Origin of the sequence: Anoxybacillus tengchongensis, from assembly GCF_014201585.1 — a bacterium.
GTDB lineage: Bacteria > Bacillota > Bacilli > Bacillales > Anoxybacillaceae > Anoxybacillus > Anoxybacillus tengchongensis.
Window position 1 is genome coordinate 59,608 of record NZ_JACHES010000009.1, and the last position, 25,321, is coordinate 84,928.

Genomic DNA, 25,321 nt, shown 5'->3' on the forward strand with positions numbered 1-25,321 from the left:
AACAATATTTTCCACATTCTCAGTATGTGTATCCTACTAAGTTTGTATCGTACCTATGAGGAATTGAAACCGATGTTATACCTGTTCTTTTGAGTGCTTCAGAAGCTGTGTTTGTATCGTACCTATGAGGAATTGAAACAAATTTCCAGTTTTCAGCTTCTTGAACGCGGGTTGTATGGTTTGTATCGTACCTATGAGGAATTGAAACGTCGATGTAAACATGCCATTGCGGAAACAATTCAACGTTTGTATCGTACCTATGAGGAATTGAAACAAACAATGCCCTAATTCACGGTCTGTCATGTCTGTATAGTTTGTATCGTACCTATGAGGAATTGAAACCTCGTGAAAATCGTTGATATATCAACAGTTGGACACCGTGGTTTGTATCGTACCTATGAGGAATTGAAACATCACCAACATTTGATTTCTCTTTTTCATGCTAATGTTTGTATCGTACCTATGAGGAATTGAAACTCGATGTGCCGAAAAGAGAACTAGGTGCGGAGGTAGTGTTTGTATCGTACCTATGAGGAATTGAAACGATTCATGAGAGCCACCTCCTGCAACTAGTGTTTTTAGTTTGTATCGTACCTATGAGGAATTGAAACTAAAAACTTAATAACTAATCTGTTTTTAACCAGACACTGTTTGTATCGTACCTATGAGGAATTGAAACCTACTTGCGTATATCGTGTAATGCGGTCCAGCCGATTTGAGTTTGTATCGTACCTATGAGGAATTGAAACGATTCATGAGAGCCACCTCCTGCAACTAGTGTTTTTAGTTTGTATCGTACCTATGAGGAATTGAAACCGGATCTGCCCAGACATCGTATTCGTGCCAACGCCCATTTGTATCGTACCTATGAGGAATTGAAACGGGTCGCTCCAGACCTCATACTCATGCCAACGTCCATAGTTTGTATCTACCTATAAGGAATAAAAAAAAGTCAGCGTGTTCGGCGCTGACTTTTTTATCGTATGAAAACAACTAAAACCGTTTTGCGATTTCTTTGGCGCGTTCGATGGCTTGTTGTTTAATGGCTTCTGCTTCGTTTGGGAAAGCGTTCATGCCTTCAACGGCAATCGTTTCGACATCTGTGATGCCGATGAAAGAGAGGACAGCGCGTAAATAACGGTCGCCAAATTCGAGTTCTTTTGCTGGGCCTTCGGAGTAAATGCCGCCGCGTGCTTGAATGTGAATTGCTTTTTTCCCTTGTAATAACCCGACAGAGCCTTCTTCTGTATATTTGAACGTTTTTCCTGCAAGACAAAGGGTGTCCATGTATGCTTTCAGTTTTGGTGGGAAGCTAAAGTTCCACATCGGTGTGACGAATACATATTTGTCAGCTTCTATAAATTGCTCGCACAACTCGTTTATGCGTGCAATTTTTGTTTGTTCGTCTTTGCTTAGTTGATCAAATGCTTGTCCTTGTTGCAGTTTGCCCCAGCCGCTAAATACATCGGCATCAATGTACGGAATGTCCATATCATATACGTGCAATTCAACGATTTCATCTTCTGGATGATGTTGTTTGTAGGCGTTTAAAAACGCGCGGCCGACGGATAAACTAAATGATTGTTCTTCTTGTTTTGGATTGGCTGTAATGTAAAGTACTTTTGCCATTGTTTTTCCTCCTCGCATAGCTAGTTCAAAAATTACGAAACAACTGTAACTATAATATAGTATATTACTTACTTTTGTAAAGTTAAAAACTTTTTTAAATAGATGACAGACAATGAAAAAAAGAGTAAAATACGCATATAGGTATAAAAAAGAAAAGGATGGATGAGAAATGGCAGGACATCGGTTTCATCATTCGAAAGCGGAAAAGTTGTTGAATCCAAAAAGACGGGAGTTGATTGCGCCAGAAAAAGTGATCTCCATATTGCATATAAGCGAACATGATGTCGTGGCGGATTTAGGAGCAGGAAATGGCTATTTTACTGTGCCGATCGCCAAAGCGGCAAAAATGGTATATGCGGTTGATGTGCAACAAGAAATGCTCGATTTACTGAAGCAACATGCGGAACGAGAAAAAGTAGAAAATATGGCATACATTGTTGGCGATGTGACAGCAACAACGCTTCCTCCACAATCGGTTGATAAAGGATTGATGGCGTTTGTTCTTCATGAAATTGATGATCGCGAGGCGGCGTTTGCAGAAATCGCTCGCATCATAAAGCCAGACGGTACGTTTATATTGATCGAATGGGAAGCGGTTGAAAGTGAAATGGGTCCACCGATTCATGAGCGCATTCCATCTCATCAACTGCTTAATGAAATGAAAGCAACGTTTGCGCACGTTGAGCTCGTTCATTTCCATCCAAGCGTATATGGAATTGTCGTGAAACATGGTCAATAATGGCCATGTTTATTTTTACGAGAGGTGAATGAGATGCGTGTGTATATAAAAACGACAAACTAGGGAACGCATCCCTAGTTTTTCTCATACATATCCTCGTTTTATTTCACCATTTGTTCGCGCAATGTGCTGCGTACTTACGCTGTTTTTTCAGCTAATTGAGGGACATCGAGTGCTTGTAAAATGGCTTGCATAGTCGCTGTTACCGTTTGATTATCGGTTACTCAACATCGTCAGTCACATTCTTATAAGCTTTTTTTGTAGAAATACCCATCCTCTTCCCCATATGAGCAATAAGGGAAGACCGATGAAACGGTCATCAACTTTTCTCCATACTTCACATAAAGTAATAAAAGAGCACACGAGGAAGGGGGGAGGAGCGGTGAACATTTTAGTCATTTGGCGGTTGTTGACTGTAGGCGGTGTGAATGCCGGATGGCGTAATCGAGCGATATATTTTAAACAACATGGCATTCAGACAGACTTTTTATATACGAAAGATCTCGGTGGCATGCATATGATGGAAGATGTCGCAAATGTTTATATCGTGAAAAAGAAAAAAGACATATATGACATATTACGAAAATCATATGACGCGATCATCGTTGTCGATACAAATCAAGCGTATGATTGGTTAAGCGATGTCGGGTATAATGGACCAATTATTGTGGAAGCGCGCACGCCGGAATTGTTAAAGTTGAAACGAAACTTGCAAGGAGTGGAAAAGATTACTCCGCGTCAATTTATCGTTCCGTCTGTTTATCAAAAACGTCTTCTCTCGATATTGAGCGATGAACGCGCACCGATTACGGTCATTTATAACGGTTTAGATGCATCTTTTTTTCGCCCGTTTCCATGCGATGATGTACCGAACAAAAAAATTATTGCATACGTCGGACGGTTAGATGGACGGAAAAATTGGCGCGCATTTTTACGTATCGCCTCGCTATTGAAAAAAGAGCGCGATGATATCGAATGTTGGGTCATTGGTGGACAACATAGTGTAGATAAAGAAACGTTTGAAGCAGAATGGAAGGAAAAGCAACTGACGTCATTTGTAAAATGGTTTCCAGTTGTTCCGTATCAACACATGCCTGAGATGTATGCGAAAATTCGGCAATCGGGTGGATGTTTATTAGCGACAACGAAAGTCGAATCGTTTGGCAATACATTTATTGAGGCGATGGCGTGCGGTGTGCCTGTCGTTGCGCCACGTGTATCGGCGATGCCAGAAATTATCGTCCATGGAAAAACAGGATATTTATTTCGCGAGCACCATACGCGTGGGGCGGTTCGCGCGATTGTTGAAATTATTGACGACAACCAACAATATACGTATATGAGTGAGGCAGGACGGGCGCATGTGCTCAACCGATTTACAATTGAACGTTGCGCTGAAACGTATGTCGATTTATTACATCATATTGTGAGGGATCAAATATGAAGTATGAACGAACGTTTGCGGCTCATAAACATAATTCTCATCTCGTCACATTTGATGATGGGAAGCGATATGTCGTCAAATGTTACGATACAACAAAACCGAAAGCGCTCATGAACGAATGGCTCGCTTATCAAATCGCAAAATATATGCACCTTCCTGTTCCACATGCTCGTCTCGTTTCTTTACCACCTACGCTTTTACCTATTCCAGACAAAACGACAGTCATCAAAACGAAAACGCAATTTGCGAGCGCGTATATTGAAGGGAAAAACGCTCATGAAATCGCGATACAAAACATGAAAAATACTTCACAATTGGCAAGTGTCATCGTTTTTGATTATTGGTTGTACAATCGCGATCGGACGCGAAAAAATGTCATTATTGAACAAAACGGAGCGGATCAAACGTTATGGATTATCGACCATGCGGATATATGTGGCTCATTTGCGTGGACTGTTGAACAGCTGAAACAATTGCCGCAAACGCTCATAGACAGCAAAATGCATCGCATAATGGCGTCGTTTACAACTATACAACAATTTGAACAGGCGATTGCGGTCATTCAAACGATGCCGACACTTTTAATTGAAGAAATGATGAAACATATGCCTGAAGACTGGCCAATGACGGAAGAAGAAAAAAAGCAGCTCGTTCATACGCTCGTCTATCGGCGCGATCATCTCGTTCCGCGTCTCATACGTAAATTTTGTAAACAACTTTGGCCTGAGCTTGTATAGCTTAGGTTTTTTTATGCATATTTTTCATCTATTGTTAAAAAATAATAGCGAATGGAGGGGCGTTATGAAACTGTTCGCATTTGGCATAATCATCGTTTGTTTGCATGCGTTGCCGTATTTTCTTCTTGGAGAAGACGCGCATATGCGTGTGCACGATAATTTGGATTCAAATATCGCTTGGTATCGTGTGCTCGCACGAAGCGGCGAGCTATTTGGCTCCATTGATGCGACCATTCCACAAGTCATGAATGGACTGCCGCGCAACGCATACGGAACAGAGTTTAGCGGCATCGTGTGGCTTCATGCGCTTTTTCCGTCCGTTTATGCATACGGACTCAGTCAATTATTGACGCGCATATTTGCATTTATCGGCATGTATTTGTTGTTGAAAACGCACGTATTAAAGGAAAAAGAGGCGGAGTGGATTCGCGTTGGAGTGGCGCTTGCGTTTGCGCTGACGCCGTTTTGGCCGTCAGGGATGCTTAGCACGCTCGGCATGCCCCTTGCGTTATGGGCGTTACTGAACATTCGTGCGGGTGATCGTGCGTGGAAAAACTATGTCGTGCTGACGCTTCTTCCCCTCTATTCTAGCTTTGTGCTCGGCTTTTTCTTTTTTTTAAGCGCGATGTTTTTCTTTTGGCTCATGGATGCGTGGCGTCGCCGTCCGAACGTGCCCCTATTGTTGGCACTCGTGTATATGACCGCACTTTATTTGGCAGTGGAATATCGGCTCGTTCATTCGTTTTTATTTGCGACAGAACCGACGAGTCGCGACGAATATTTCCATGCACGTTTGTCGTTCTGGCGGTCGCTTCGTTTAACATTTAAAAACTACATCTTCGGTCATACGCATGTGATGACGATTCATACGCTCATTATTTTACCTGTGACGTGTATTGCGCTATATATCGTATGGAAACGGAAATGGTGGCGGCGCGAAACGTTATTTTGGCAACTTCATGTCTTGAATGTTGTGCTATCGCTTTGGTATGCGTTTTGGTTTTATAAAGGATGGCTTCCTGCGACAGAGGCGTTTCCGTTTTTAGACCGATTTAATTTTGCGCGCTATCATTTTTTGCGCCCGATGGTCATTTACGTCTTGTTTGCTTTGTCGCTTCGTATCATTTGGCGCGCATGGGATCGGCGCATCGTTTCATTTGCGCTCGCGGCTCAACTCGTTGTGGCAATGTTATTTCACGAACAAATCGTATATCGCAATCAACCGACGTTTCGGGCGTTTTATGCGGAAAAGCAATTTGACGATGTGAAACAATATATCGGAAAGCCTGTACATACGTATCGCGTCGTCAGCATTGGCATTCATCCAGCGATTGCGCAATATAACGGCTTTTACACGTTAGATACGTACAACAATTTTTATCCGCTTTCGTACAAACATCAATTTCGCCAAATTATTGCGAGCGAGCTAAACAAAAATAAAAAGTTAAAGGAATATTTCGATGAATGGGGTGGACGTTGTTACATTTTTGTCGCTGAGCTTGGGAAAAAGTATATGTTTACGAAACAATCGAACAAACGCATTCGCCATTTACAGCTTCATACAGACGTATTGTACGACATGGGAGGACGCTACATATTTTCCGCCTTGCCCATTGACAATGCGAAACAAAATCAATTAAAGCTGTTGCGCACGTTTCAACATGATGAATCGGCATGGACGATTTATTTATACGAAGTCGAAAGGGGGAAAACGACATGACCGTTTTAGCGATCGTTGTACCTTGTTATAATGAGGAAGACATGCTGCCTGAAACGATCGAACAGTTGCTTTTACTTAGACGGCAACTTGTTGAAGAGGGGCTCATTTCAGCAGAAAGTAAAATTGTATTTGTCGATGATGGAAGCCGCGATCGGACGTGGTCGATCATTTATAAAGCATGTTTACGTTATGAGGAAGTGAAAGGAGTGAAACTAGCAGGAAACGCAGGACATCAACATGCGCTGTTAGCGGGCATGTTTGCCGCCAAACAAATGGCAGACTGTATTGTGACGATGGATGCCGATTTGCAAGATGATATATATGTCGTTCGTGAGTTTGTGCGTAAATTTCAAGAAGGATACGACATCGTCTATGGCGTAAGGAGAAAGCGCGATGTCGATTCGTATGTGAAACGGCGGACGGCGGAAATGTTTTATCGTATGATGAATCGTATCGGTGTGCAGCTGATTTATAATCATGCCGATTATCGTCTCATGAGCCGACGGGCAGTTGAAGCGTTAGCGCAGTTTCGTGAAGTCAATATGTTTTTGCGCGGGGTAGTGCCGCTCCTCGGTTTTCCGTCGACGACGGTATATTATGACCGAAAAGAGCGAAAAGCGGGCGTGACAAAATATCCGTTCATGAAAATGATTCGTTTTGCGTTTGACGGGTTAACATCGTTTAGTATGGTGCCGATTCGCTTCGTTTCCGTTCTCGGCTTTTGTTCGTTTTTTGTGAGCATATTGTTTGCGATGTATGTGTTATTTTTAAAAATGACTGGTCATACACAAACAGGCTGGACGTCGCTAATGATGTCGATTTGGCTTGTCGGAGGATTGCAGCTCATTGCGATCGGGTTAGTTGGGGAGTATGTCGGGAAAGTGTATAAAGAAACGAAACAACGGCCGCGCTATATCGTCGATGTGGATTTGTTAAATTGGCCAATAATTGCGCGACAGGCAGAACAAGAACAAGTCAGTGAAGAAGGCATAAGTTAAGGCTCCGAATTAAGCGGAGCCTTTTTGCATCGTTGTTCGCTGAAACGATTGGAAGAGAGCGAATGAAACGAATGTCAGTATAATCCCTGTCATATACGGCAAGCTTGGTTTAACTGTAAACAGCCAGCCTGCAATCGCTGGTCCACCGATGCGTCCGAGCGAATCGAACGACGATAACATACCTGTGGCGCTTCCTTGTCCATCGGTCGTATGTTTCGTTAATAAGGCGGATACACACGGGCGAATGACGCCGTTACCGATGCCGAAAATCGTTAAATAAAGTGCCGCCGTCCAAAAGTTATGGATGAATAAAATGAGCGAAAAGCCGAGTGCTGAAAGAAATAGTCCAGCGCGAATGACCGTTCCTTCCCCGAACGATTGAATGAGCTTTCCGAGCAGTCCTCCTTGAACGATGGCACCAGCAAGCCCCATGATCATAAAAATGTAGCCGAGTTCGGTCGAAGACAACCCTGCACGTTTCGCGGCAAAATAAGCAAACGTCGCTTCAAGCCCGGCAAGTGAAAACGTGACAATCAATTGTAATACGTATAGGCGTGCGAGCGGGCTTTGCAAGGCAGACATAAGCGATGGACGTGTCGTTTGCGTATTTGCTCGCTTTTCTTTCGGCAGCGACTCATGCAAGAAAAAGAAAACGAACACGGTAGTTATGAGCGCTAAACTGCCTGCGATCCAAAACGGAACGGTTAAGCTGTGTTTCGAAAACACACCGCCGATCGCTGGACCGAAAATAAATCCAAGTCCGACAGCAGCCCCAATGATGCCCATTCCTTTGCCGCGATTTTCTTCTGTCGTCACATCAGCAACGTATGCCATCGCTGTTGGCATCGTGGCGGCAGATAAAAAGCCTCCGATGATGCGAGCGGCAAACAACATCCAAAGTTTTGTCGCCAAGGCAAATAAGAAAAACGAAAGCGCTAAACCGAAAATACCGATCAGTAACATCGGTTTTCGTCCATATCGATCAGAAAGTTTGCCCCACATGGGCGCAAATAAAAATTGCATGAAAGAATATACGGCCATTAACCAGCCGAGTTGCGTCGGGGTGGCGCCAATTTTTTCTGCATAAAACGGAAGAACAGGAATAATAATGCCGAACCCCATCATCACTAAAAACATCACAACAAATAAAAGCGGCAAATAACGCCGATTGTTCATATGACCATCTCCACTATGTAGTTTGCATTTTTATCATAATGGAAATGTGATCATTTTTCAAAGATGTCGATGCGTTGACAACTGAAAAAGTTTTCGTAAAACTAAAAATGGATAAACGATGTGGGAGAGTGGAGAATGACATATATAAACCAACACATATTAAATAATTTGTTTTACATATTGGTCAGCATTTTTTTCTTTTCTTTTTTGTATGAATATGTTCAGTTTTTTAAACAAAAAAAAGTGTATCAACGCCTATTGCTTGTCGTCTGTTTAAGTGTGCCAATGATTTTATGTATGACATATCCGATTTACATCGCACCTGATTGCGTACACGACTTACGGCAAGTTCCGTTTCTCATTGGCACGTTTTATGGCGGATGGACGGTTAGTTTGCCGCTTTTGTTTGTTTTACTAATCGCTCGCTTTATGATGTATGGCTACCAGTTTATTACTGTTGCAGTATATGTGATGATGTGTATATGCGGTAGCTTGTTTTCACCGTTGTTTCAACGGCTGACAAGAAAACAGAGGCTTGTTGCTTCGGCGGTAATGACGTTTATTCTTGCGATTGCGGCAACGATATTGGCGATTGCCATTTCCGATTTTCAAGTGACAGAGTCGTACATCGTCGATTTTATTGTCGTTCCTCCCATTGCGGTATTATTTGTTGTGTTTATTATAGAAACGTTACGGGAGGCGTTGCTCATCCGTTCGGAAGCGATCAAGCTGGAGAAAATGGAAGTCGTCAGCCAACTTGCTGCAAGCATTTCCCATGAAATTCGCAATCCCCTTACTGTTGTGAAAGGTTTTATGCAGCTCATGAAAGCGAAAGACATATCGGAAGAAGCAAAAGAGCAATATATGAATATCGCTCTTGAAGAATTAAACCGCGCCTGCGCCATTATTGACGATTATTTAACGTTCGCCAAGCCGTTTCCAGAAAAAATAGAACCGCTTCATGTGCAGCAAGAATTAGAAAAAGTCATCCATATGTTGCGTCCGTTAGCGAACATGCATGGAGTACAAATTGTCGCAACCCTTACGCCAGCGACCGTAATTGGTAACGCTCAATATTTTCGCCAATGTTTTTTAAATATAATAAAAAATGGAATTGAAGCGATGGAAAACGGTGGAGCATTGTATGTTGATGTACATGTCGATGAAAAAGCTGCAACGATCGTTGTGCGCGATGAAGGAGAAGGGATGACGAAAGAGCAACTTGCTCGTTTCGGAGAACCGTATTTCAGCACGAAAGAAAAAGGGACAGGTCTTGGAGCGATGGTGTCCATTCGTATCATTGAAATGATGAACGGCACGTGGAATATAAAAAGCGAAAAAGGGCGCGGAACGACAATAACGGTAAGTTTTCCATTGTTATTAGAAAAATAAAAATATTGCGAAATAGTGAAAAACTATTGTCTTTAACGATTTTGGGCGTTAAAGTATAAAATAAACATCATAAGTAAGGGGAGTTTACAACGATGAGTTTGTTCAGGAGAAAGTCGATTGAAGCGCTTATGAGCGAATCAGGAAAAGGGGCAGCGCTCAAAAAAGAGTTAGGCGCATTTGATTTAACGATGCTTGGCATCGGAGCGATTATCGGGACAGGGATTTTCGTTTTAACAGGCGTAGCGGCTGCTGAACATGCGGGGCCAGCACTTGTCCTTTCGTTTATTTTATCAGGATTGGCGTGCGTGTTTGCGGCGCTTTGTTATGCGGAATTTGCTTCAAGCGTGCCCGTATCGGGAAGTGCGTATACGTACAGCTATGCGACATTTGGGGAATTAATTGCTTGGATGCTCGGATGGGATTTAATTTTAGAATATGGGGTGGCAGCTTCGGCAGTTGCGGCTGGATGGTCTGGTTATTTTCAAGGATTGCTTGCAGGATTTGGCATTGAGCTACCAAAGGCATTAACAAGCGCATACGATCCAGCGAACGGCACATTTATTGACGTACCAGCGATCGTTATTGTGTTGCTCATTACGTTTTTATTGACGCAAGGCGTGAGAAAATCCGCTCGTTTTAACGCAATCATGGTCGTCATTAAAGTGGCTGTGATTTTATTATTTATTGCGGTTGGCGTATGGTATGTGAAGCCAGAAAACTGGACGCCGTTTATGCCGTTTGGGTTTTCAGGTGTTGCCGCAGGAGCTGCGACAGTGTTTTTCGCTTATTTAGGGTTTGATGCGGTATCGACAGCGGCAGAAGAAGTGCGCAATCCGCAACGGAATATGCCGATCGGTATTATCGCATCGCTTGCGATTTGTACGTTGTTATACATTGCGGTGTCGCTCATTTTAACAGGCATTGTGCCGTATGACCAATTAGGCGTAAAAAATCCAGTTGCTTTTGCGTTAAATTATATTCAGCAAGATTGGGTGGCAGGATTTATTTCACTCGGTGCGATTACAGGGATTACGACGGTGCTTCTCGTGATGCTTTATGCGCAAACGCGCCTCTTTTACGCAATTAGCCGCGACGGCTTGCTTCCTTCGCTTTTTGCGAAAGTGAGCGAGCGAAAACAAGTACCGCTTGTCAACTCATGGGTGACAGGGATTGCGGTTTCTATTTTTGCCGGGGTTATTCCGTTAAATAAATTAGCTCACTTAACAAATATCGGCACGTTGTTTGCGTTTACGACTGTTGCGATTGGGATTTTAATTTTACGTAAAACAGAACCGAATTTAAAACGGAGCTTTATGGTGCCGTTTGTACCAACCATTCCTTTGCTAGCTGTGGCGTTTTGTGTGTATTTAGCGCTACAACTTCCGGTGACAACATGGTTAAGCTTCGGCGGCTGGTTGGCGATTGGTCTTGTCATTTACTTCTTGTACGGTCGCAAACATAGCAAATTAAATGAGGCAAACATTGCGCAAAAACAAGTGAGCTAGAGGATTGACAAGATGATGTAATATTTTTATAATAAAGTTACAATAACATCGTTTTCCTTCACAAAGGGGAGTAGCGTTCAGGCGATGCCTGAAAACAAAGTCGTCAATTCATGGACCTCGTCCATCGGCTTTGTTGGCACAACATTGTGTCTAGCGAGACCTTTGCCGTTCGGCAAAGGTCTTTTTTGCGTTTTTATGATTTTTGCCGACGGGCGAGGGAAAACTACATATTACAGGAGGGATTATCGATGGATGTATCATTGTTATTAGAGTATGGTTGGGTGCTTCTCGTTTTAATCGGTTTAGAGGGGATTCTCGCTGCCGATAACGCCGTTGTCATGGCAGTCATGGTGAAGCATTTACCAGAAAAGCAACAAAAGCGGGCGCTTTTTTACGGGCTTGCTGGGGCGTTTATTCTTCGCTTTGCGGCGCTATTCGTCATTTCGTATTTAGTTAATATTTGGCAAATCCAAGCGCTCGGTGCATTGTATTTAATGTTTATTGCTGCGCATCATTTTATGACGAAAAATCGAGACGGTTCACATAAAGAAGGGAAAAAACAATCTGGTTTTTGGATGACGGTATTGAAAGTTGAGCTTGCTGATTTGGCGTTTGCGATTGACTCGATTTTAGCGGCTGTTGCTTTAGCCATGACGTTGCCAAACACGAACTTGCCAGCGATCGGTGGCATGGACGGCGGGAAGTTTTTAGTTATTTTTGCTGGTGGTCTGATTGGTGTTATCATTATGCGTTTTGCAGCAAATGCGTTCGTTAAAATATTACAAAAACGTCCGAGTCTTGAATCGGCTGCGTTTTTAATCGTCGGTTGGGTCGGTGTGAAATTGGCCGTATATACGCTAGCGCACCCAAGTTTAGCGATCGTCTCTGAACATTTTGCGCATTCGGGGCTCTGGAAAGCGACATTTTGGATCGTGCTTTTAGCGATTGCCGCAGGCGGTTGGTTTTTCTCCGGAAAAGAAACGCAACAACAAAAAGAAGCGGTCGAGACGCTGAAAAAAGCACAAAACGAGTAAAAGGAGGCACGTTCCTCCTTTTTTTGTTATAATGAGAGGAGGAGGAGATGATGATTGATGTTAAGTGAAAAATTGTTAAATGGACTAAATGAACAAATGAATTTTGAATTTTATTCGGCGCATGCGTATATGGCGATGGCCGCGTATTGCTCGGCGGAAGGCTTGGATGGCTTTGCGAATTTCTTTTTAGTCCAAGCGGAAGAAGAGCGGTTCCATGCGATGAAGTTTTACAACTTTATTAACGCGCTTGGTGAGCGAGCGGTGATGACCGGTTTCCCGTCGCCAAATAACGAATTTACGTCCGTTCGCGATTGCTTTGAAAAAGCGCTCGCCCATGAAAAAGAAGTAACGCGCCGCATTTATAAACTATCTGACTTAGCGTTAGACGAGCGCGAGCATGCGACGATGAACTTTTTAAAATGGTTTATTGACGAACAAGTCGAAGAAGAATCGTTGTTCGATACGCTCATTCAAAAACTAAAACGCATCGAAGGCGACAGCAACTCGCTGTTCATGCTTGACAACGAACTGGCACAACGCACATTTACACCAGAACCGTAAAGGGAATGCATCGGCATTCTCTTTTTTCTTTTCCCTCCTAACCAAATCCCGCGCATGAAGCGATAGATGAATGTAGGAGGGATGGAGATGAAATGGTTAGTTCGTGATGAGCCATTATTTGTTTTACCGACCGTGGCTGTAAAGCTTGGGTTGAATGAAAGTATTTTTTTACAACAGCTTCATTACTGGCTCGGGAAAAGTACGCATACGTATGATGGATATACATGGGTATATAATACGTACGAAGGATGGCGAAAACAATTTCCGTTTTGGTCGGAAAGCACGATTCGGCGCACGATCGTCCGACTGGAGAAAAAGCGGATTGTCGTTTCGCGCTATCGATCAAAGCTTGATAAAACAAAATGGTATCGCATTGACTACGATGTGCTAACGAACGTCATGAATGGCGAAGAAGAGCGCCAAAATGATGACACGAACGCGCAACATAAACAAACGACGATGCAACATGACGTGTCGCACATGTCAACGTGCCAAGACGCACATCGCAATATGAACAGACAAACAAATATAACAACAGATGATACGTTACAACATATTATCTATTTTTATGAACAAAACGGATTTGGGACGATAAATAGTTATGTCGAAGAAAAAATGGCGGTATGGGTCAATGAAACGTCAGAGGAATGGGTGCTAGAAGCGTTAGCGACTGCATTAAAAAACGGGGTGAAAACGTGGACATATGCGGAAGGTATTTTACGCAACTGGAAGAAAAACGAATATATGCGTTTCAAACATAAGGGAAAACGAGCGGTGCGAACGGAGATGATTCCAGAATGGCTACATATCGACTATGCACAATATGAACGAAAAACGTATAGCGAAGCAGAGCTCGAACAAAAGCGGCGTGAGTTAGAAGAACGATTAAAAAAGAAAAGGGCATGAATCGTCATACCCTATCCGATTTGTTTGAGCGGTTCGTCCATTTGTGTTGTCGCTTCAACGGCTTCTAAAAGCAACTCAACGAGATGAACGGCGCGCACGTTTGTGAGCCCTTCCCGTTCAATGCCGAGTTTCATTTGCAGTAAGCAACCCGGATTAGCGGTTACAATCGTCGTCGCTTTCGTTTGTTTTGCTTGTTCCATTTTGTAATCGAGCACTTGCATCGACATGTCCGGCTCGATGATGTTATAAATGCCTGCAGACCCACAACATCGGTCGGCATCTTTCATTTCGCGAAATTCGACACCTGCAATCGATTGAAGAAGAAGGCGGGGCTCTTTCGCTGTTTTCATGACGTTGCGCAAATGGCACGAGTCTTGATACGTCACAATTTGGTTTGGTGCGTGCCAATCTTTATGATGAAAGCCGAGCTCGACTAAAATGACTGATACGTCTTTTATTTTAGCGACAAACGCTTTTGCGCGCTCCGCCCAAACGGGATCGTCTTTTAACAAATGGTCATATTCGATTAAAAACGCGCCGCAGCCGCCAGCGTTTGTGATAATGTAATCGACATCAAGTGTTTCAAACGCTTCAATATTGCGTTTTGCTAAAGTTTTTGCGTCCGCTTTTTCACCGCTATGCCCATGAAGCGCCCCGCAACACGTTTGCGTTTCAGGAATGACAATGTCGCAGCCGACAAGCTGTAGCAGTTTCATCGTCGCATCGTTTATGTCCATAAACATCGTATCCATTAAACAACCGCGAAAAAAGGCAACGCGTCGCTTGCGAGGAATGAGTGACTCAACATGCGTCGGACGTTCGTTCATTTGTTTCCACGTTGGCACGTTCGGTAATACGTTTTCCATCGTCGCTAAATGGCTTGGCAATAGGCGCAACAAGCCGAGTTTACGAACGAGCGTCTGCAAGCCTGAACGTTGATAAAAGCCGATCAGTGCCGTCACCATGCGCATCCGCTTTGGATGTGGAAAAAGCTGTTTAAATACGATATGGCGAATGAAACGGACGATGGGCGAGTACGTTTTATGTTGTGCGATAATGTCGCGCGCTTCTTCAAGCAAATGACCGTAGCGCACGCCAGAAGGGCAAACCGATTCACAGGCGCGGCAGCCAAGACATAGTTGAAGGGAACGTTCGACATCTTCATCCGGTTCAATCAGTCCGTCGACGACCGCTTTCATTAACGCAATGCGCCCGCGTGGCGAATGCGACTCTTGAAAGCCGGATTCAATGTACGTCGGACATGTCGGCAAACAAAAGCCGCAACGCATACAATTTAATAGCTCGTCTTCATTCATGCGCGCTTGAAATTGTTGTTGGATATGCGGTTTGTTTGTCATCGTGTAATCACCACCCGTTTGCGCGTACTTTTCGCGAACACTTTCCCCGGATTCATAATGTTGTTCGGGTCAAGCGCTTGTTTAATCGCCTTCATCGCCGCAATGCCTTCTTTGCCAAGCTTCCATTCTAAATACGGCGCTTTCATGACGCCGACGCCATGTTCGCCTGTAATCGTACCACCAAGTTCAATGGCTTTCGCGAATATGTCTTCAAACGCTTGCTCGACGCGATGTAGTTCGTCTTTGTCGCGCACATCCGTCGGACATGTCGGATGAAGGTTGCCATCTCCTGCATGACCGAACGTACAAATGTTGACGTTATATGTTTTCGCGATGTCGTTAATCGCTTTTACCATATTCGCAATTTGTGAACGTGGGACGGTCGCGTCTTCTAAAATCGTCGTCGGTTTTAAACGGGCGAGCGCTGATAACGCCGAGCGTCTTGCGGTGCGCAAGTTGTTTGCTTCTTCTTCCGTTTGCGCCACTTGGACAGAAATGGCGTTTTCCTCTCGGCAAATGCGCGCCATCGCTTCCATATCGCGTTCGACGACTTCTTTTGGTCCATCTTGTTCGATCAGTAAAACGGCTTTGACGTCTGTCGGTAAGCCGATGTTGACGAACGATTCAACGACTTGTAGCGTCGGTTGGTCTAAAAATTCAAGCGTCGTCGGGATGATTTTATTGGCGATAATCGCCGAAACGGAACGTGCTGCTGCTTCTAAATCTTCGTATAGCGCAAGCATCGTTTTTTTCGTCTCGGGCATCGGAATGAGCTTTAACGTCGCTTCTGTAATAATGCCGAGCGTACCTTCCGAGCCGACAAAAAGGCGCGTTAAGTCGTAACCGGCGACGTCTTTTGCGAGCTTTCCGCCCGTGCGAATGACGTCACCATTGGCGAGCACGACTTCAAGCCCCATGACGTAATCGCGTGTCACCCCATATTTTAAGCCGCGCAAACCGCCGGAGTTTTCATTAATGTTGCCACCGATCGTTGAAATTTTCATCGAGCTTGGATCAGGCGGGTAAAACAGCCCTTTTGCTTCAACAGCGTGAATAAGGTCAAGCGTAATGACGCCCGGCTGAACGGTTACCGTTAAGTTTTCTTCATCAATTTCTAAAATGCGATTCATATGTTTAAACAACATCACGATGCCGCCTTCCGTTGGGCACGTGCCGGCGCAAAGGTTCGTGCCTGAGCCGCGCGGGATGATCGGAATGCGATGTTCGTTACAAATTTTTACGATTTCACTCACTTCTTTCGTATGGCGCGGCGCGATGACCGCATCAGGAAGCGATTGAAAGTTTGGGGTAGCGTCATATGAGTAAACGAGCCGTCCGGCTTTCGAATCGTCATAGTTTTCGGCACCGACAATGTCAATGAGCTGTCGTTTTACTTGTTCGGTGATCATATCATCGACCTTCTTTCTCCCGTTTTTACTATAAGCATAAAAAAAAGCGGGGGAGCCCGCTATGGATAAATATATAAAAATGAAGCGCTTACTCATTATTTTTTTGTTGTTTCATCTAAAAAACGAATGGCTAAATATAAGGTGATGATATGTTCAAGGTTGCGCACGTGTAAATTTGTATATTGCTCTATTTTTTTCAGCCGATAATGAAGCGTATTAATATGAATATGAAGCGCTTCAGCGGTTTGTTTGAGCGATAAGTTGTTGGCGAAAAACGTGCGCAACGTATGAAGCAGTTCTTGTTCATGCATGAACGGTTCAATCGTTCGTTTCACGAGCTCTCGTTTTGTTGCGAGTGAAATGTCTTCTAAACACATCTCTAATCGTAAATCTTCATCAAAGACGATCTTTTTTGTTTGTTTCGCAATATGAAGAGCGCGTTCCGCTTGTTTATACGAATGATGCACGTGTTTACTATCTACCATTTTTCCGCATCCGATATAAAGCGTTACAGCGTATTTTTCGATGAGCGCTCGTTGCACCGTTTTTATTTTTGCGGTCGTTCGTTCTTTATCTTCATCCGTTTGTAAAATAAGTAAGCGGTCGTTTCCCCAACGGACGATGATGTCACGTTGTTCGTTCCACATGTTTTGTACGTATTTCCACATATCAACAGAAAGCGATGGTTCGTTTTCATGAAATGAAGCGATAATTACGCGGCGCTTCATCGTCAAATCGATATGAAACAGTTGAGCGCGTTCGTAAAATGATGGCGACCAGTCGCGCGCTTGCAGCCATTCAAAAACGAACGTTTCAAGCGCGCGTGCTTCGAGTTGAAGCTGCTCTGTATAATAGTTTTCTTGAATGAGAAGTTCAGTCATTTTTTTTAACAGTTCTCCGTATGGCGACACTTTTTTCGGATCGCCTGTAATGCCGATGACGCCGATGACGTCACCGCGAAAAAAGATCGGCAAGTTAATGCCAGCTTTCACGCCTCGCAATATGTTTTCATCTTGCTTTGTAATGATGCGTTTTTTCTTTTCTTGACAGACGAGAAACGCCCCTTCATGAAATTGACCGAGTCGCGTTGTATCGGTGCTTGCCATAATGATGCCGTTCGTATCGACGATAATAATGTCTTCATCAATGAGGCGGCGGACGTCAGATACAATTTTTTTCGCAAGGTGAGGGGAAAGCATGTATTCACTCCCTTTCGCAACTAAACTAAAAAAGCAACCGTCCTTTTTGCTTGCAAAGAAGGACGGTTATCCGAGTTACATATGAAAACGTGCGACCGCTTGGCGAAGTTGTTCGGCGGTGCTTGCGAGCTCTTGGGAAGAAGCGAGCAATTCTTGCATCGTTGCGTTTTGTTCTTCCGTCGTTGCGGCCACTTGTTCAATATTTCTTGCTGATTGTGATGAAATGTCAATAATTTGATCAGCAAATGCGGTCATCGTTTTTACTTTTTCATCTACAGCACGAATCGTATCATGTACTGTATTACTTTCTGATTGGACGCGTGCCATATGGGTAGAAATCGAACGGAAAATGTTTCCGACTTGTTCGACGAGCGAATGACCAAATTGGAACGATTCGCTACTTTCGTTCATCACATGTACGGCATGTTCGGTTTGTGTTTGCGACTGCTCAGCCAGTTTGCGAATGTTTCCTGCCGCATGTGCGGTTTGTTCAGCTAGTTTTCGCACTTCTTCAGCGACGACCCCAAATCCTTTGCCATGTTCGCCTGCTCGTGCGGCTTCAATTGCGGCATTTAACGCAAGCAAATTCGTTTGATCGGAAATGTTCGTAATAAAGCCGACAATTTGATGAATTTCTTTTGACTTATCGTTGAGTGATTCAATGACGATAGCCAGACGTTCAATTTGTTCACGAATGAGCTTCATTTGCGCAACCGTTTGCTCTACTAGTTCCGTACCTTCATGGACGCGCTTCGTTGTTTCGTTTGTTCGTTTGGCTGTTTCAGATACTTTTTCCATGACAGTCGTTAACGCATCAGATACGTCATGCACTGCTTCGTTCGTTTGTTTCGATACATTCACTTGCTCATCTGCGCCGGAAGCGACTTCGAGAATAGCTTGCGTAATTTGTTCGTTCGCCTCCGTCGTTGCTTCGGCGTTCAGTCGCAACGTTTGCGACATGTCGTTGACGTGTGTTGCAGCCGCTTGAATTTGGGCGATCGATTGTTCAAGCCCGTCCGCTAATTCATTCATCGCTTTCGCAATTTGTCCGACTTCATCGGTTTCTGTATCCGTTAACCGTTGGACGCGTAAGTTGCCGCGTGCGAGCTCATGGCAAACGTCGACGACTTGCTTCAATCGTTTGCTTATTTTTCGGCTGACAACGATTAAGGAGATGACGGATAAAACGATCGCAACAATGACGGTCGCAATCATCATGAAAATATTTTTCGCAATGGTGTCGTTCATTTTCGTCGTTAATGTCGATCGATCATCTACGACGATTTTTCTTAATAGATCAAGCTTTTCGATGCTCATATCGCGAATCGTTGCCGCTTTATTTTGAAAACTAATCACTTGGAAAATGTCGATTTGTTCGCCGCGATCACGATACATGAGCACGATCGGTTGAATGGTTTTATAAAGCAGTTCGTTCAGTTGATTTTCAATCGAAATGGTTGAATTGTAAATCGTTTTTGCTTCTTCTGTGTTCATATGTGGCTCAAGCTGTTTCATTTTCTTATTAAATTGATCGGTTAAGTCGTTGTATTGCCAAAGCGTCTCTGGACGCGGATTTGTCATATAGTCAGTAATGACGATATATTTTTGCTTAAACAGTGCGCTAACGTCGGTAATTAAAATGGCATGGTCGCTTTTTTGTTCGACTTGTTTGACGACGTTTGTTAAGTTATTGACGAGTAAAAAGACAAAAATGAAAACGCTGACAAACAAAAGCGTAGCAAAGCTGAAAACGATCCCATATTTTTTCCCGATCGTCATCGTTTGTTTCGATTGCGCCGTTTTCGTTTTTTTCTGAAAACGATTTGTCCAACGTCCGTTCATCGTGAAGCCTCCTTTGCTTTTTTCTCATTATAGCACGACCGATCGCAAAGAAGGGAGAGGATTTTTGGACAAAATGCCACGAATTTTGTCACAAATTTTTTGTTGCAATCGGTTTCAAGTTCGTTTACAATTCAAATCAACAAGGAATCCGAAACGTTTTGGAGGAAATGAAAGTGACAACGATTAAAGATATTGCGAAAGCAGCTGGCGTATCGGTCACGACCGTTTCGCGCGCGTTAAACGGTTATTCGGACGTCAGTGAAAAGACGCGCAAAAAAATTATGGATATCGCGAAGCAATTAAATTACAGTCCAAATACGCTGGCGCGAAGCCTTGTCATGAATAAATCGAAAACGATTGGGCTACTCGTTTCAGGCATGACGCGTTCGGCGTTAAAAGATAACTTTACGTTTGAAGTGATGACAGGCGTCAACGATTATATTGCGAAAACAGACTATGACGTCATTTTGTTTAATACAAATTCGACGAAACAACGAGAAAAAACATATTCGCAATTATGTCGCGAACGGCGCGTCGACGGCGTCATTTTACAAGGCATTAAAACGGATGATCCGTATTTAACAGAAGTCGTTGAAAGCGACATTCCGTGCGTATTAATCGACATTCCGATTCAGTCGGATCGCGTCGGCTATGTGACGACCGATAACGTGTACGGGGCAAAAAAAGCGGTGCAACATTTGCTTGAACTTGGTCATCGTAACATTGCGATGATGAACGGACACGATTACGCATTTGTGAGTAAACAGCGTCTGCAAGGGTTTTGTGAGGCGATGCAAGAAGCGAACGTGCCGATTCGAAAAGAATGGATTGTAAACGGCGATTTTTCCGAGGAGATGGCGGAAGCGCGAGCGTATGAGCTGTTTACGAAACATGAAAACATTACCGCGATGTTTTGCGCGAGCGATTTAATGGCGCTTGGCGTGATGAAGGCGCTCAAACAGCTTGGCTTGCGCGTACCTGAAGATGTGTCGGTCGTTGGATATGATGACATTTTGCTTGCTTCATACGTCTCCCCAGCGCTAACAACGATTGCGCAAAATAAATTTCAAATGGGCTATGAAGCAGCGAGCATGCTCATTGATATGCTCGAAGGAAATGAAGCGAAAGTCGTGACGTTGCGGACGCAACTTGTCGTGCGCGAGTCAACGGCAGAAGTGAAAAAAGGGTAGCCCTTTTTTCATACACAAAATCCGAAACGTTTTGGAAAAACTACATTCACACGAGGAAAGGAAGTTTACGATGCTGCAATACAACTTAGGAACAGGCGAATATAAAAATTGGATCGTGTCAGAAGTGCAATTTAACCCATATGCACTCGGAAAGTGTGAAGCGATTATGGCGCTCGGCAACGGGTATATGGGGCTTCGTTCGGCAACGGAAGAGTCGTACGTCGGGCAAGTGCGCAACTTGTTTGTCGCCGGGACGTTTAACCAGTTTGATGAATATGAAGTGACGGAATTGCCGAATGCGCCAGATGTCGTTGAGCTAGACATTTGGTTAAACGGCGAAAAGTTTTCGCTAGAAAAAGGGAAAATCATACATTATCGTCGCGATTTAAACATAAAAGATGCGGAATTAGTGCGCCACGTCATTTGGGAAAATGCGCGCGGCGAGCAGTTTGAATTCATGTTTCGCCGGTTTGTATCGCTAAAAAACTTGCATCTCATCGGCATGAAAGTCGAGATCAAACCGTTGAATTGCGAGGCGAACATTCAAATCACATCAGGTATTAACGGACAAATGACAAATAGCGGAGCGCAACATTTCCACGAAGGCGAAAAGCGCATTTTTGATAAAACATATTTGCAGCTCATTCAAACGACAACGGAATCGAAAATTGATTTTGTTGTGAACGCGACGCATCGTTATATGATTGACGGAAAAGAAATAGAAAAAGAGCCACGCATGGCGATCGATCGTCGCAAAGTGTTTATTCAAGTCGCGTTCGATGTGAAACAAGGAGAGACGCTCACATTTGAAAAGCTCGCTAACGTGTATACAAGCCGCGATAAACAGTACGATCATGACGCATACAGCCTTGATGTCATGCGGCAAGATGCGTTAAACGACTTAAAAGAAGAAGCGAAAAAAGGGTATGATGCGCTCTTTTTCGAAAACGTTTCGGAATGGAAAAAGCGTTGGGAGCAAATGAACATTACGATCGAAAGTGAAAACGAATTTGATCAATTGGCGATTCGTTTTGCTCACTATCATTTAATCATTATGACGCCAGCGCATGACGCCCGCTTTGGCGTTGCGGCGAAAGGATTAACAGGCGAAGGATATAAAGGTCATTCGTTTTGGGATACAGAAATTTTCATTTTGCCGTTTTTCACGTACACGTTCCCACATATTGCCCGCAGCTTGCTTGAATATCGATACAACACGATTGAAGGAGCGCGCCGAAAAGCGAAAGCGAACGGCTATGAAGGAGCGATGTATCCGTGGGAGTCAGCGTTTACAGGCGATGAAGTGACACCTGTATGGGGCGCAGTCGATATTGTAACAGGAAAAGCGACGAAAATTTGGTCGGGCTTTATTGAGCAACATATTACGAGCGACATCGCCTTTGCGGTATGGCAATATTACAAAATTACGGGCGATGACGACTTTATGGAACGTTATGGCTATGAAATGTTGTTCGATACGGCAACGTTTTGGGCGAGCCGCCTAGAGTGGAACGAAGAAAAACGACAATACCATATTAACGACGTCATCGGCCCAGATGAATATAAAGAGCACGTCAACAATAACGCCTTTACGAACTATATGGCGCATTGGAACATCGAAACAGCGATTCGCTATTATGAAAGATTAAAAGAAACAAATCCCGCGCTCCTTGACGCATTACACGAAAAAATTGGCGTGCATGAATCATATAAAAAATGGAAAGAAAAAGTCGATCTTATTTACTTGCCACAGCCGCGCGAAGAAGATCTCGTCATCCCACAAGATGACACGTATTTAACAAAACAAATGATCGACTTAACGAAATATAAAAAGCAAACGCGCGTCGGCACGATTTTTGAAGATTACAACCTCGAACAAGTGAACAACATTCAAGTATCGAAACAAGCGGACATTATGGTGTTGTTTTACTTATTAGAAAATAAGTTTTCGCAAGAAGTGAAACGAGCGAACTGGAACTACTATGAGCCAAAAACGTTGCATGATTCCTCGCTCAGCTTATCGACGCATTGTATTTTAGCGAGCGATATGGACGATCGCGAGTTAGCGTATGCATTGTTTGAACAAGCAGCACGCATCGACTTAGGTCCGAATATGAAATCGTCGGATCACGGCATGCACACCGCGTCCATCGGTGGCGTCTGGCAATCGGTCGTGTGCGGATTTGGTGGCGTGCGCATGCTTGACGGGAAACTGCGCATTCATCCGAAGCTTCCAAAACAATGGACGAAACTATCGTTCCCGATCTATTGGCGCGGCGATCGTTTAGAAGTGACGGTGACGCATGAACAGCTTGTTGTGAAAAAAGTGACGAACGTTCACGATGCCGTGACGTTTGACGTGTTCGGCACAGCATATGAAGTAAAAGATGAAATCACAATTCCACTTGCATGAAAGGGTTTGACATGATGAACAAACAATTGAAAGCAGTCATTTTCGATTTAGACGGTGTCATTACCGATACGGCAGAGTATCATTTTATCGCATGGAAACAGCTTGCAGAGGAATTAGGTATCACGTTCGATCGCGCATTTAACGAGCAGTTAAAAGGAGTAAGCCGCATGGAGTCGCTTGAGCGCATTTTAGCGCTCGGCAGCCAAGCGGATCGCTATACGATGGCGGAAAAAGAGGCGCTTGCGCATAAAAAAAATGAGCATTATAAACAGCTCATTGCGCGCATGACGCCAGACGATTTGCTTCCCGGCATTCTCGATTTATTGCGCGAGTTGAAACGCCAAAACATAAAAATCGGTTTAGCCTCCGCAAGTAAAAACGCCTTTACGGTTATCGAGCGGCTACAAATTGGCGCGTATTTCGATACGATCGTCGATGCCGCAAAAGTAAAAAACAGCAAGCCGCACCCAGAAATTTTTCTGACTGCCGCCGAGCAGTTAGGCGTGCATCCGTCTACGTGCATTGGCGTAGAAGATGCGCAAGCGGGCGTGGCAGCCATCAAAGCAGCAAACATGTTCGCGATTGGCGTTGGCGACAAAGAAGCGTTAAAAGAGGCGGACTATATCGTCGAAACGACCGCCGATTTAACGTACGATGCGATTGTACGTGCATTTTATCGGGAATAAGGGAGCTCGTCTCCCTTCCATATAACATTCAATAAGAAAGGGGTCTTATATGATGAACAAGAAAACATGGTTTGCCGTCGGTATGTCGACAATGCTTTTTGGAAGCGTTTTAGCCGGATGTGGTGGTGAAGAGAAAACAGCGAAAAACGAAAACAAAGGTGAAACGAAAGAAGAACAAGTAGAAGTGACGCTTGCCGGTTGGGGCGGCAACCCGATGGAGCAAAAATTGTTGAAACAAACGTTAGATGAATTTGAGAAAAAATATCCGAACATTAAAGTAAAACATGAAGTCATTTCCGATCAATATATGGACGTCATTAAAACGCGCTTAATTGGCGGCGAAGGTCCAGACGTATTTTATTTAGATGCGTTTGAAGCGCCAGCGATGATTGAAACAGGCGTGTTAGAACCGTTAGATGACTATGTGACAGACGATTTTGACATCGATGATTTTGAAAAGCCGCTTCTTGATGCGTTCAAAGGTCCAGACGGCAAAATATACGGCTTCCCGAAAGACTATTCGACGTTAGCGCTTTTCTATAACAAAAAAATGTTTGCAGAAGCAGGGCTTGACGTACCAAAAACGTGGGATGAATTACGTGAAGCGGCGAAAACATTAACAAAAGGAACAGAAGTGTACGGGTTTGGTGTCGCGCCAGAATTAGCGCGCTTATACTACATTGCGGAATCAAAAGGCGGCAAAGTCGTGACAGACAATAAAGCAAGCTTTGCCGATCCGAAAGTTGTTGAAGCGCTGCAACCGATTGTCGATATGCGCTTAAAAGATAAATCAGCAGCGCAGCCGAGCGAAGTTGGTGCCGGCTGGGGCGGTGAAATGTTCGGTCAACAAAAAGCAGCGATGGTTATTGAAGGAAACTGGGCGATTCCATTCCTCCAAGAAACGTTCCCAAATACGGAGTTCGGCACCGCAGAAGTGCCAACGATTGACGGCAAAAAAGGAACGATGGCTTATACAGTAGCGTACGTCATGAACAAAGATTCACAAAAGAAAGAAGCAGCATGGAAACTCATTTCATTCTTAACAGGAAAAGAAGGAATGAAAATTTGGACAAGTAAAGGGTTTGCGTTGCCAACACGGAAATCGGTTGCGTCAGAATTAGGATACGACAAAGATGAATTGCGCGCCGCGCTTGTTGCAGGGGCACCGTATGCGACTGTATGGCAAAACGGCACGAACTTGCCAATTATTATGAACAACTTTAACAACCAATTTGTCAGCGCCTTTTTAGGTGAGCAACCGCTTGATGAAGCGCTTAAAAAAGCGCAAGACATTGCGAACAAAGAAATTGAAGCGAAGTAACGGCCGAGGGGATGTTCCCCTCGCTGTTCCCTTCTTTCAAGTGAAGTGTTACACAATCTTCA

The 25,321-nt window shown here is 43.9% G+C and carries 19 protein-coding genes, 1 pseudogene and 1 CRISPR repeat array (1 of these 21 cut by a window edge); of the genes and pseudogenes, 14 read left to right on the plus strand and 6 right to left on the minus strand.

Annotated features, from left to right (window positions below; genetic code table 11):
* Positions 1-882: a CRISPR direct-repeat array (repeat unit 30 nt; unit sequence GTTTGTATCGTACCTATGAGGAATTGAAAC) (it extends 163 nt beyond the left edge of the window).
* A gap of 111 nt (positions 883-993) precedes the next feature.
* Positions 994-1,629 (minus strand): FMN-dependent NADH-azoreductase, encoded by a 636-nt coding sequence (locus HNQ82_RS10550; RefSeq protein ID WP_183249447.1) that lies wholly within the window; start codon positions 1,627-1,629, stop codon positions 994-996.
* A 169-nt stretch (positions 1,630-1,798) separates the two neighbouring features.
* Between HNQ82_RS10550 and HNQ82_RS10555 the strand changes: the two genes are divergently transcribed.
* The 5 genes from HNQ82_RS10555 to HNQ82_RS10575 all read left to right on the plus strand — a co-directional run bounded on the left by HNQ82_RS10555 (position 1,799) and on the right by HNQ82_RS10575 (position 7,267).
* Positions 1,799-2,368, plus strand: coding sequence for a class I SAM-dependent methyltransferase (locus HNQ82_RS10555; protein ID WP_183249449.1), 570 nt, complete (start codon positions 1,799-1,801; stop codon positions 2,366-2,368).
* Positions 2,369-2,750: 382 nt separating this feature from the next.
* Positions 2,751-3,812, plus strand: coding sequence for a glycosyltransferase (locus HNQ82_RS10560; protein WP_183249451.1), 1,062 nt, complete (start codon positions 2,751-2,753; stop codon positions 3,810-3,812).
* A complete protein-coding gene (locus HNQ82_RS10565) occupies positions 3,809-4,549 on the plus strand; it encodes a HipA family kinase (protein ID WP_183249453.1) in 741 nt (246 codons plus the stop codon). Before HNQ82_RS10560 ends, HNQ82_RS10565 begins: the two co-directional genes overlap by 4 nt.
* 64 nt (positions 4,550-4,613) lie before the next feature.
* On the plus strand, positions 4,614-6,269 hold the full coding sequence (locus tag HNQ82_RS10570; RefSeq protein ID WP_246348998.1) for a DUF6044 family protein: 1,656 nt from the start codon (positions 4,614-4,616) through the stop codon (positions 6,267-6,269).
* Positions 6,266-7,267 carry a glycosyltransferase family 2 protein gene (locus HNQ82_RS10575; protein ID WP_032100658.1) on the plus strand — a complete coding sequence of 334 codons (1,002 nt, stop codon included), beginning with the start codon at positions 6,266-6,268 and terminating at the stop codon, positions 7,265-7,267. The genes HNQ82_RS10570 and HNQ82_RS10575 overlap by 4 nt, the downstream gene beginning before the upstream one ends.
* Before the next feature lie 9 nt (positions 7,268-7,276).
* Here the strand turns inward: HNQ82_RS10575 and HNQ82_RS10580 are convergent, their stop codons facing one another.
* The gene (locus HNQ82_RS10580) at positions 7,277-8,443 is read right to left on the minus strand and encodes an MFS transporter (RefSeq protein ID WP_183249457.1); all 1,167 of its coding nucleotides are present in this window, start codon (positions 8,441-8,443) and stop codon (positions 7,277-7,279) included.
* Positions 8,444-8,578: 135 nt separating this feature from the next.
* Here HNQ82_RS10580 and HNQ82_RS10585 point away from each other — a divergent pair, with 135 nt between their 5' ends.
* The 5 genes and pseudogenes from HNQ82_RS10585 (at position 8,579) to HNQ82_RS10605 (ending at position 13,841) form a co-directional block, all read left to right on the plus strand.
* Positions 8,579-9,835, plus strand: a complete 1,257-nt coding sequence (locus HNQ82_RS10585) for a sensor histidine kinase (protein ID WP_183249459.1) — start codon at positions 8,579-8,581, stop codon at positions 9,833-9,835.
* A 92-nt stretch (positions 9,836-9,927) separates the two neighbouring features.
* A complete protein-coding gene (gene bcaP / locus HNQ82_RS10590; protein ID WP_183249462.1) occupies positions 9,928-11,340 on the plus strand; it encodes a branched-chain amino acid transporter BcaP in 1,413 nt (470 codons plus the stop codon).
* Between the two features lie 84 nt (positions 11,341-11,424).
* A pseudogene (locus HNQ82_RS10595) lies at positions 11,425-12,374 on the plus strand (TerC family protein).
* Positions 12,375-12,431: 57 nt separating this feature from the next.
* Entirely contained in the window at positions 12,432-12,935 is a 504-nt protein-coding gene (locus tag HNQ82_RS10600; RefSeq protein ID WP_055440342.1) for a ferritin, read from the plus strand.
* Positions 12,936-13,022: 87 nt separating this feature from the next.
* Entirely contained in the window at positions 13,023-13,841 is an 819-nt protein-coding gene (locus HNQ82_RS10605; RefSeq protein WP_246349000.1) for a DnaD domain-containing protein, read from the plus strand.
* Positions 13,842-13,852: 11 nt separating this feature from the next.
* Here the strand turns inward: HNQ82_RS10605 and HNQ82_RS10610 are convergent, their stop codons facing one another.
* The 4 genes from HNQ82_RS10610 to HNQ82_RS10625 form a co-directional block, all read right to left on the minus strand.
* Complete coding sequence (locus HNQ82_RS10610) at positions 13,853-15,199, minus strand: (Fe-S)-binding protein (RefSeq protein WP_183249468.1); 1,347 nt, start codon at positions 15,197-15,199, stop codon at positions 13,853-13,855.
* Positions 15,196-16,608: a glycolate oxidase subunit GlcD gene (gene glcD / locus HNQ82_RS10615; protein ID WP_183249471.1), complete on the minus strand. Its 1,413-nt coding sequence runs from the start codon at positions 16,606-16,608 to the stop codon at positions 15,196-15,198. The genes HNQ82_RS10610 and glcD overlap by 4 nt, the downstream gene beginning before the upstream one ends.
* 95 nt (positions 16,609-16,703) lie before the next feature.
* Complete coding sequence (locus tag HNQ82_RS10620; RefSeq protein WP_183249473.1) at positions 16,704-17,807, minus strand: CdaR family transcriptional regulator; 1,104 nt, start codon at positions 17,805-17,807, stop codon at positions 16,704-16,706.
* Positions 17,808-17,882: 75 nt separating this feature from the next.
* A complete protein-coding gene (locus tag HNQ82_RS10625; RefSeq protein WP_183249475.1) occupies positions 17,883-19,649 on the minus strand; it encodes a methyl-accepting chemotaxis protein in 1,767 nt (588 codons plus the stop codon).
* 173 nt (positions 19,650-19,822) lie between these two features.
* On the opposite strand from HNQ82_RS10625, the gene HNQ82_RS10630 reads away from it, so the two are divergent.
* From HNQ82_RS10630 to HNQ82_RS10645, 4 genes are all read left to right on the plus strand, one after another.
* Complete coding sequence (locus HNQ82_RS10630; protein ID WP_183249476.1) at positions 19,823-20,839, plus strand: substrate-binding domain-containing protein; 1,017 nt, start codon at positions 19,823-19,825, stop codon at positions 20,837-20,839.
* A 70-nt stretch (positions 20,840-20,909) separates the two neighbouring features.
* Positions 20,910-23,252 carry a glycoside hydrolase family 65 protein gene (locus HNQ82_RS10635; RefSeq protein WP_183249478.1) on the plus strand — a complete coding sequence of 781 codons (2,343 nt, stop codon included), beginning with the start codon at positions 20,910-20,912 and terminating at the stop codon, positions 23,250-23,252.
* Positions 23,249-23,938, plus strand: coding sequence for a beta-phosphoglucomutase (gene pgmB, locus HNQ82_RS10640; RefSeq protein ID WP_183249480.1), 690 nt, complete (start codon positions 23,249-23,251; stop codon positions 23,936-23,938). Before HNQ82_RS10635 ends, pgmB begins: the two co-directional genes overlap by 4 nt.
* Before the next feature lie 52 nt (positions 23,939-23,990).
* On the plus strand, positions 23,991-25,259 hold the full coding sequence (locus HNQ82_RS10645) for an ABC transporter substrate-binding protein (protein WP_183249482.1): 1,269 nt from the start codon (positions 23,991-23,993) through the stop codon (positions 25,257-25,259).
* The last annotated feature ends 62 nt before the right edge of the window (positions 25,260-25,321 follow it).

Bases quoted from the DNA above. Each gene is read 5' to 3' on its own strand.
- HNQ82_RS10550 (WP_183249447.1), bottom strand. From the start codon at position 1,629: ATGGCAAAAGTACTTTACATTACAGCCAATCCAAAACAAGAAGAACAA.
- HNQ82_RS10620 (WP_183249473.1), bottom strand. From the start codon at position 17,807: ATGCTTTCCCCTCACCTTGCGAAAAAAATTGTATCTGACGTCCGCCGC.
- HNQ82_RS10585 (WP_183249459.1), top strand. From the start codon at position 8,579: ATGACATATATAAACCAACACATATTAAATAATTTGTTTTACATATTG.
- bcaP (WP_183249462.1), top strand. From the start codon at position 9,928: ATGAGTTTGTTCAGGAGAAAGTCGATTGAAGCGCTTATGAGCGAATCA.
- HNQ82_RS10600 (WP_055440342.1), top strand. From the start codon at position 12,432: ATGTTAAGTGAAAAATTGTTAAATGGACTAAATGAACAAATGAATTTT.
- HNQ82_RS10555 (WP_183249449.1), top strand. From the start codon at position 1,799: ATGGCAGGACATCGGTTTCATCATTCGAAAGCGGAAAAGTTGTTGAAT.
- pgmB (WP_183249480.1), top strand. From the start codon at position 23,249: ATGAAAGGGTTTGACATGATGAACAAACAATTGAAAGCAGTCATTTTC.
- HNQ82_RS10570 (WP_246348998.1), top strand. From the start codon at position 4,614: ATGAAACTGTTCGCATTTGGCATAATCATCGTTTGTTTGCATGCGTTG.
- HNQ82_RS10605 (WP_246349000.1), top strand. From the start codon at position 13,023: ATGAAATGGTTAGTTCGTGATGAGCCATTATTTGTTTTACCGACCGTG.
- HNQ82_RS10625 (WP_183249475.1), bottom strand. From the start codon at position 19,649: ATGAACGGACGTTGGACAAATCGTTTTCAGAAAAAAACGAAAACGGCG.
- HNQ82_RS10565 (WP_183249453.1), top strand. From the start codon at position 3,809: ATGAAGTATGAACGAACGTTTGCGGCTCATAAACATAATTCTCATCTC.
- HNQ82_RS10635 (WP_183249478.1), top strand. From the start codon at position 20,910: ATGCTGCAATACAACTTAGGAACAGGCGAATATAAAAATTGGATCGTG.
- glcD (WP_183249471.1), bottom strand. From the start codon at position 16,608: ATGATCACCGAACAAGTAAAACGACAGCTCATTGACATTGTCGGTGCC.
- HNQ82_RS10610 (WP_183249468.1), bottom strand. From the start codon at position 15,199: ATGACAAACAAACCGCATATCCAACAACAATTTCAAGCGCGCATGAAT.
- HNQ82_RS10575 (WP_032100658.1), top strand. From the start codon at position 6,266: ATGACCGTTTTAGCGATCGTTGTACCTTGTTATAATGAGGAAGACATG.
- HNQ82_RS10580 (WP_183249457.1), bottom strand. From the start codon at position 8,443: ATGAACAATCGGCGTTATTTGCCGCTTTTATTTGTTGTGATGTTTTTA.
- HNQ82_RS10645 (WP_183249482.1), top strand. From the start codon at position 23,991: ATGAACAAGAAAACATGGTTTGCCGTCGGTATGTCGACAATGCTTTTT.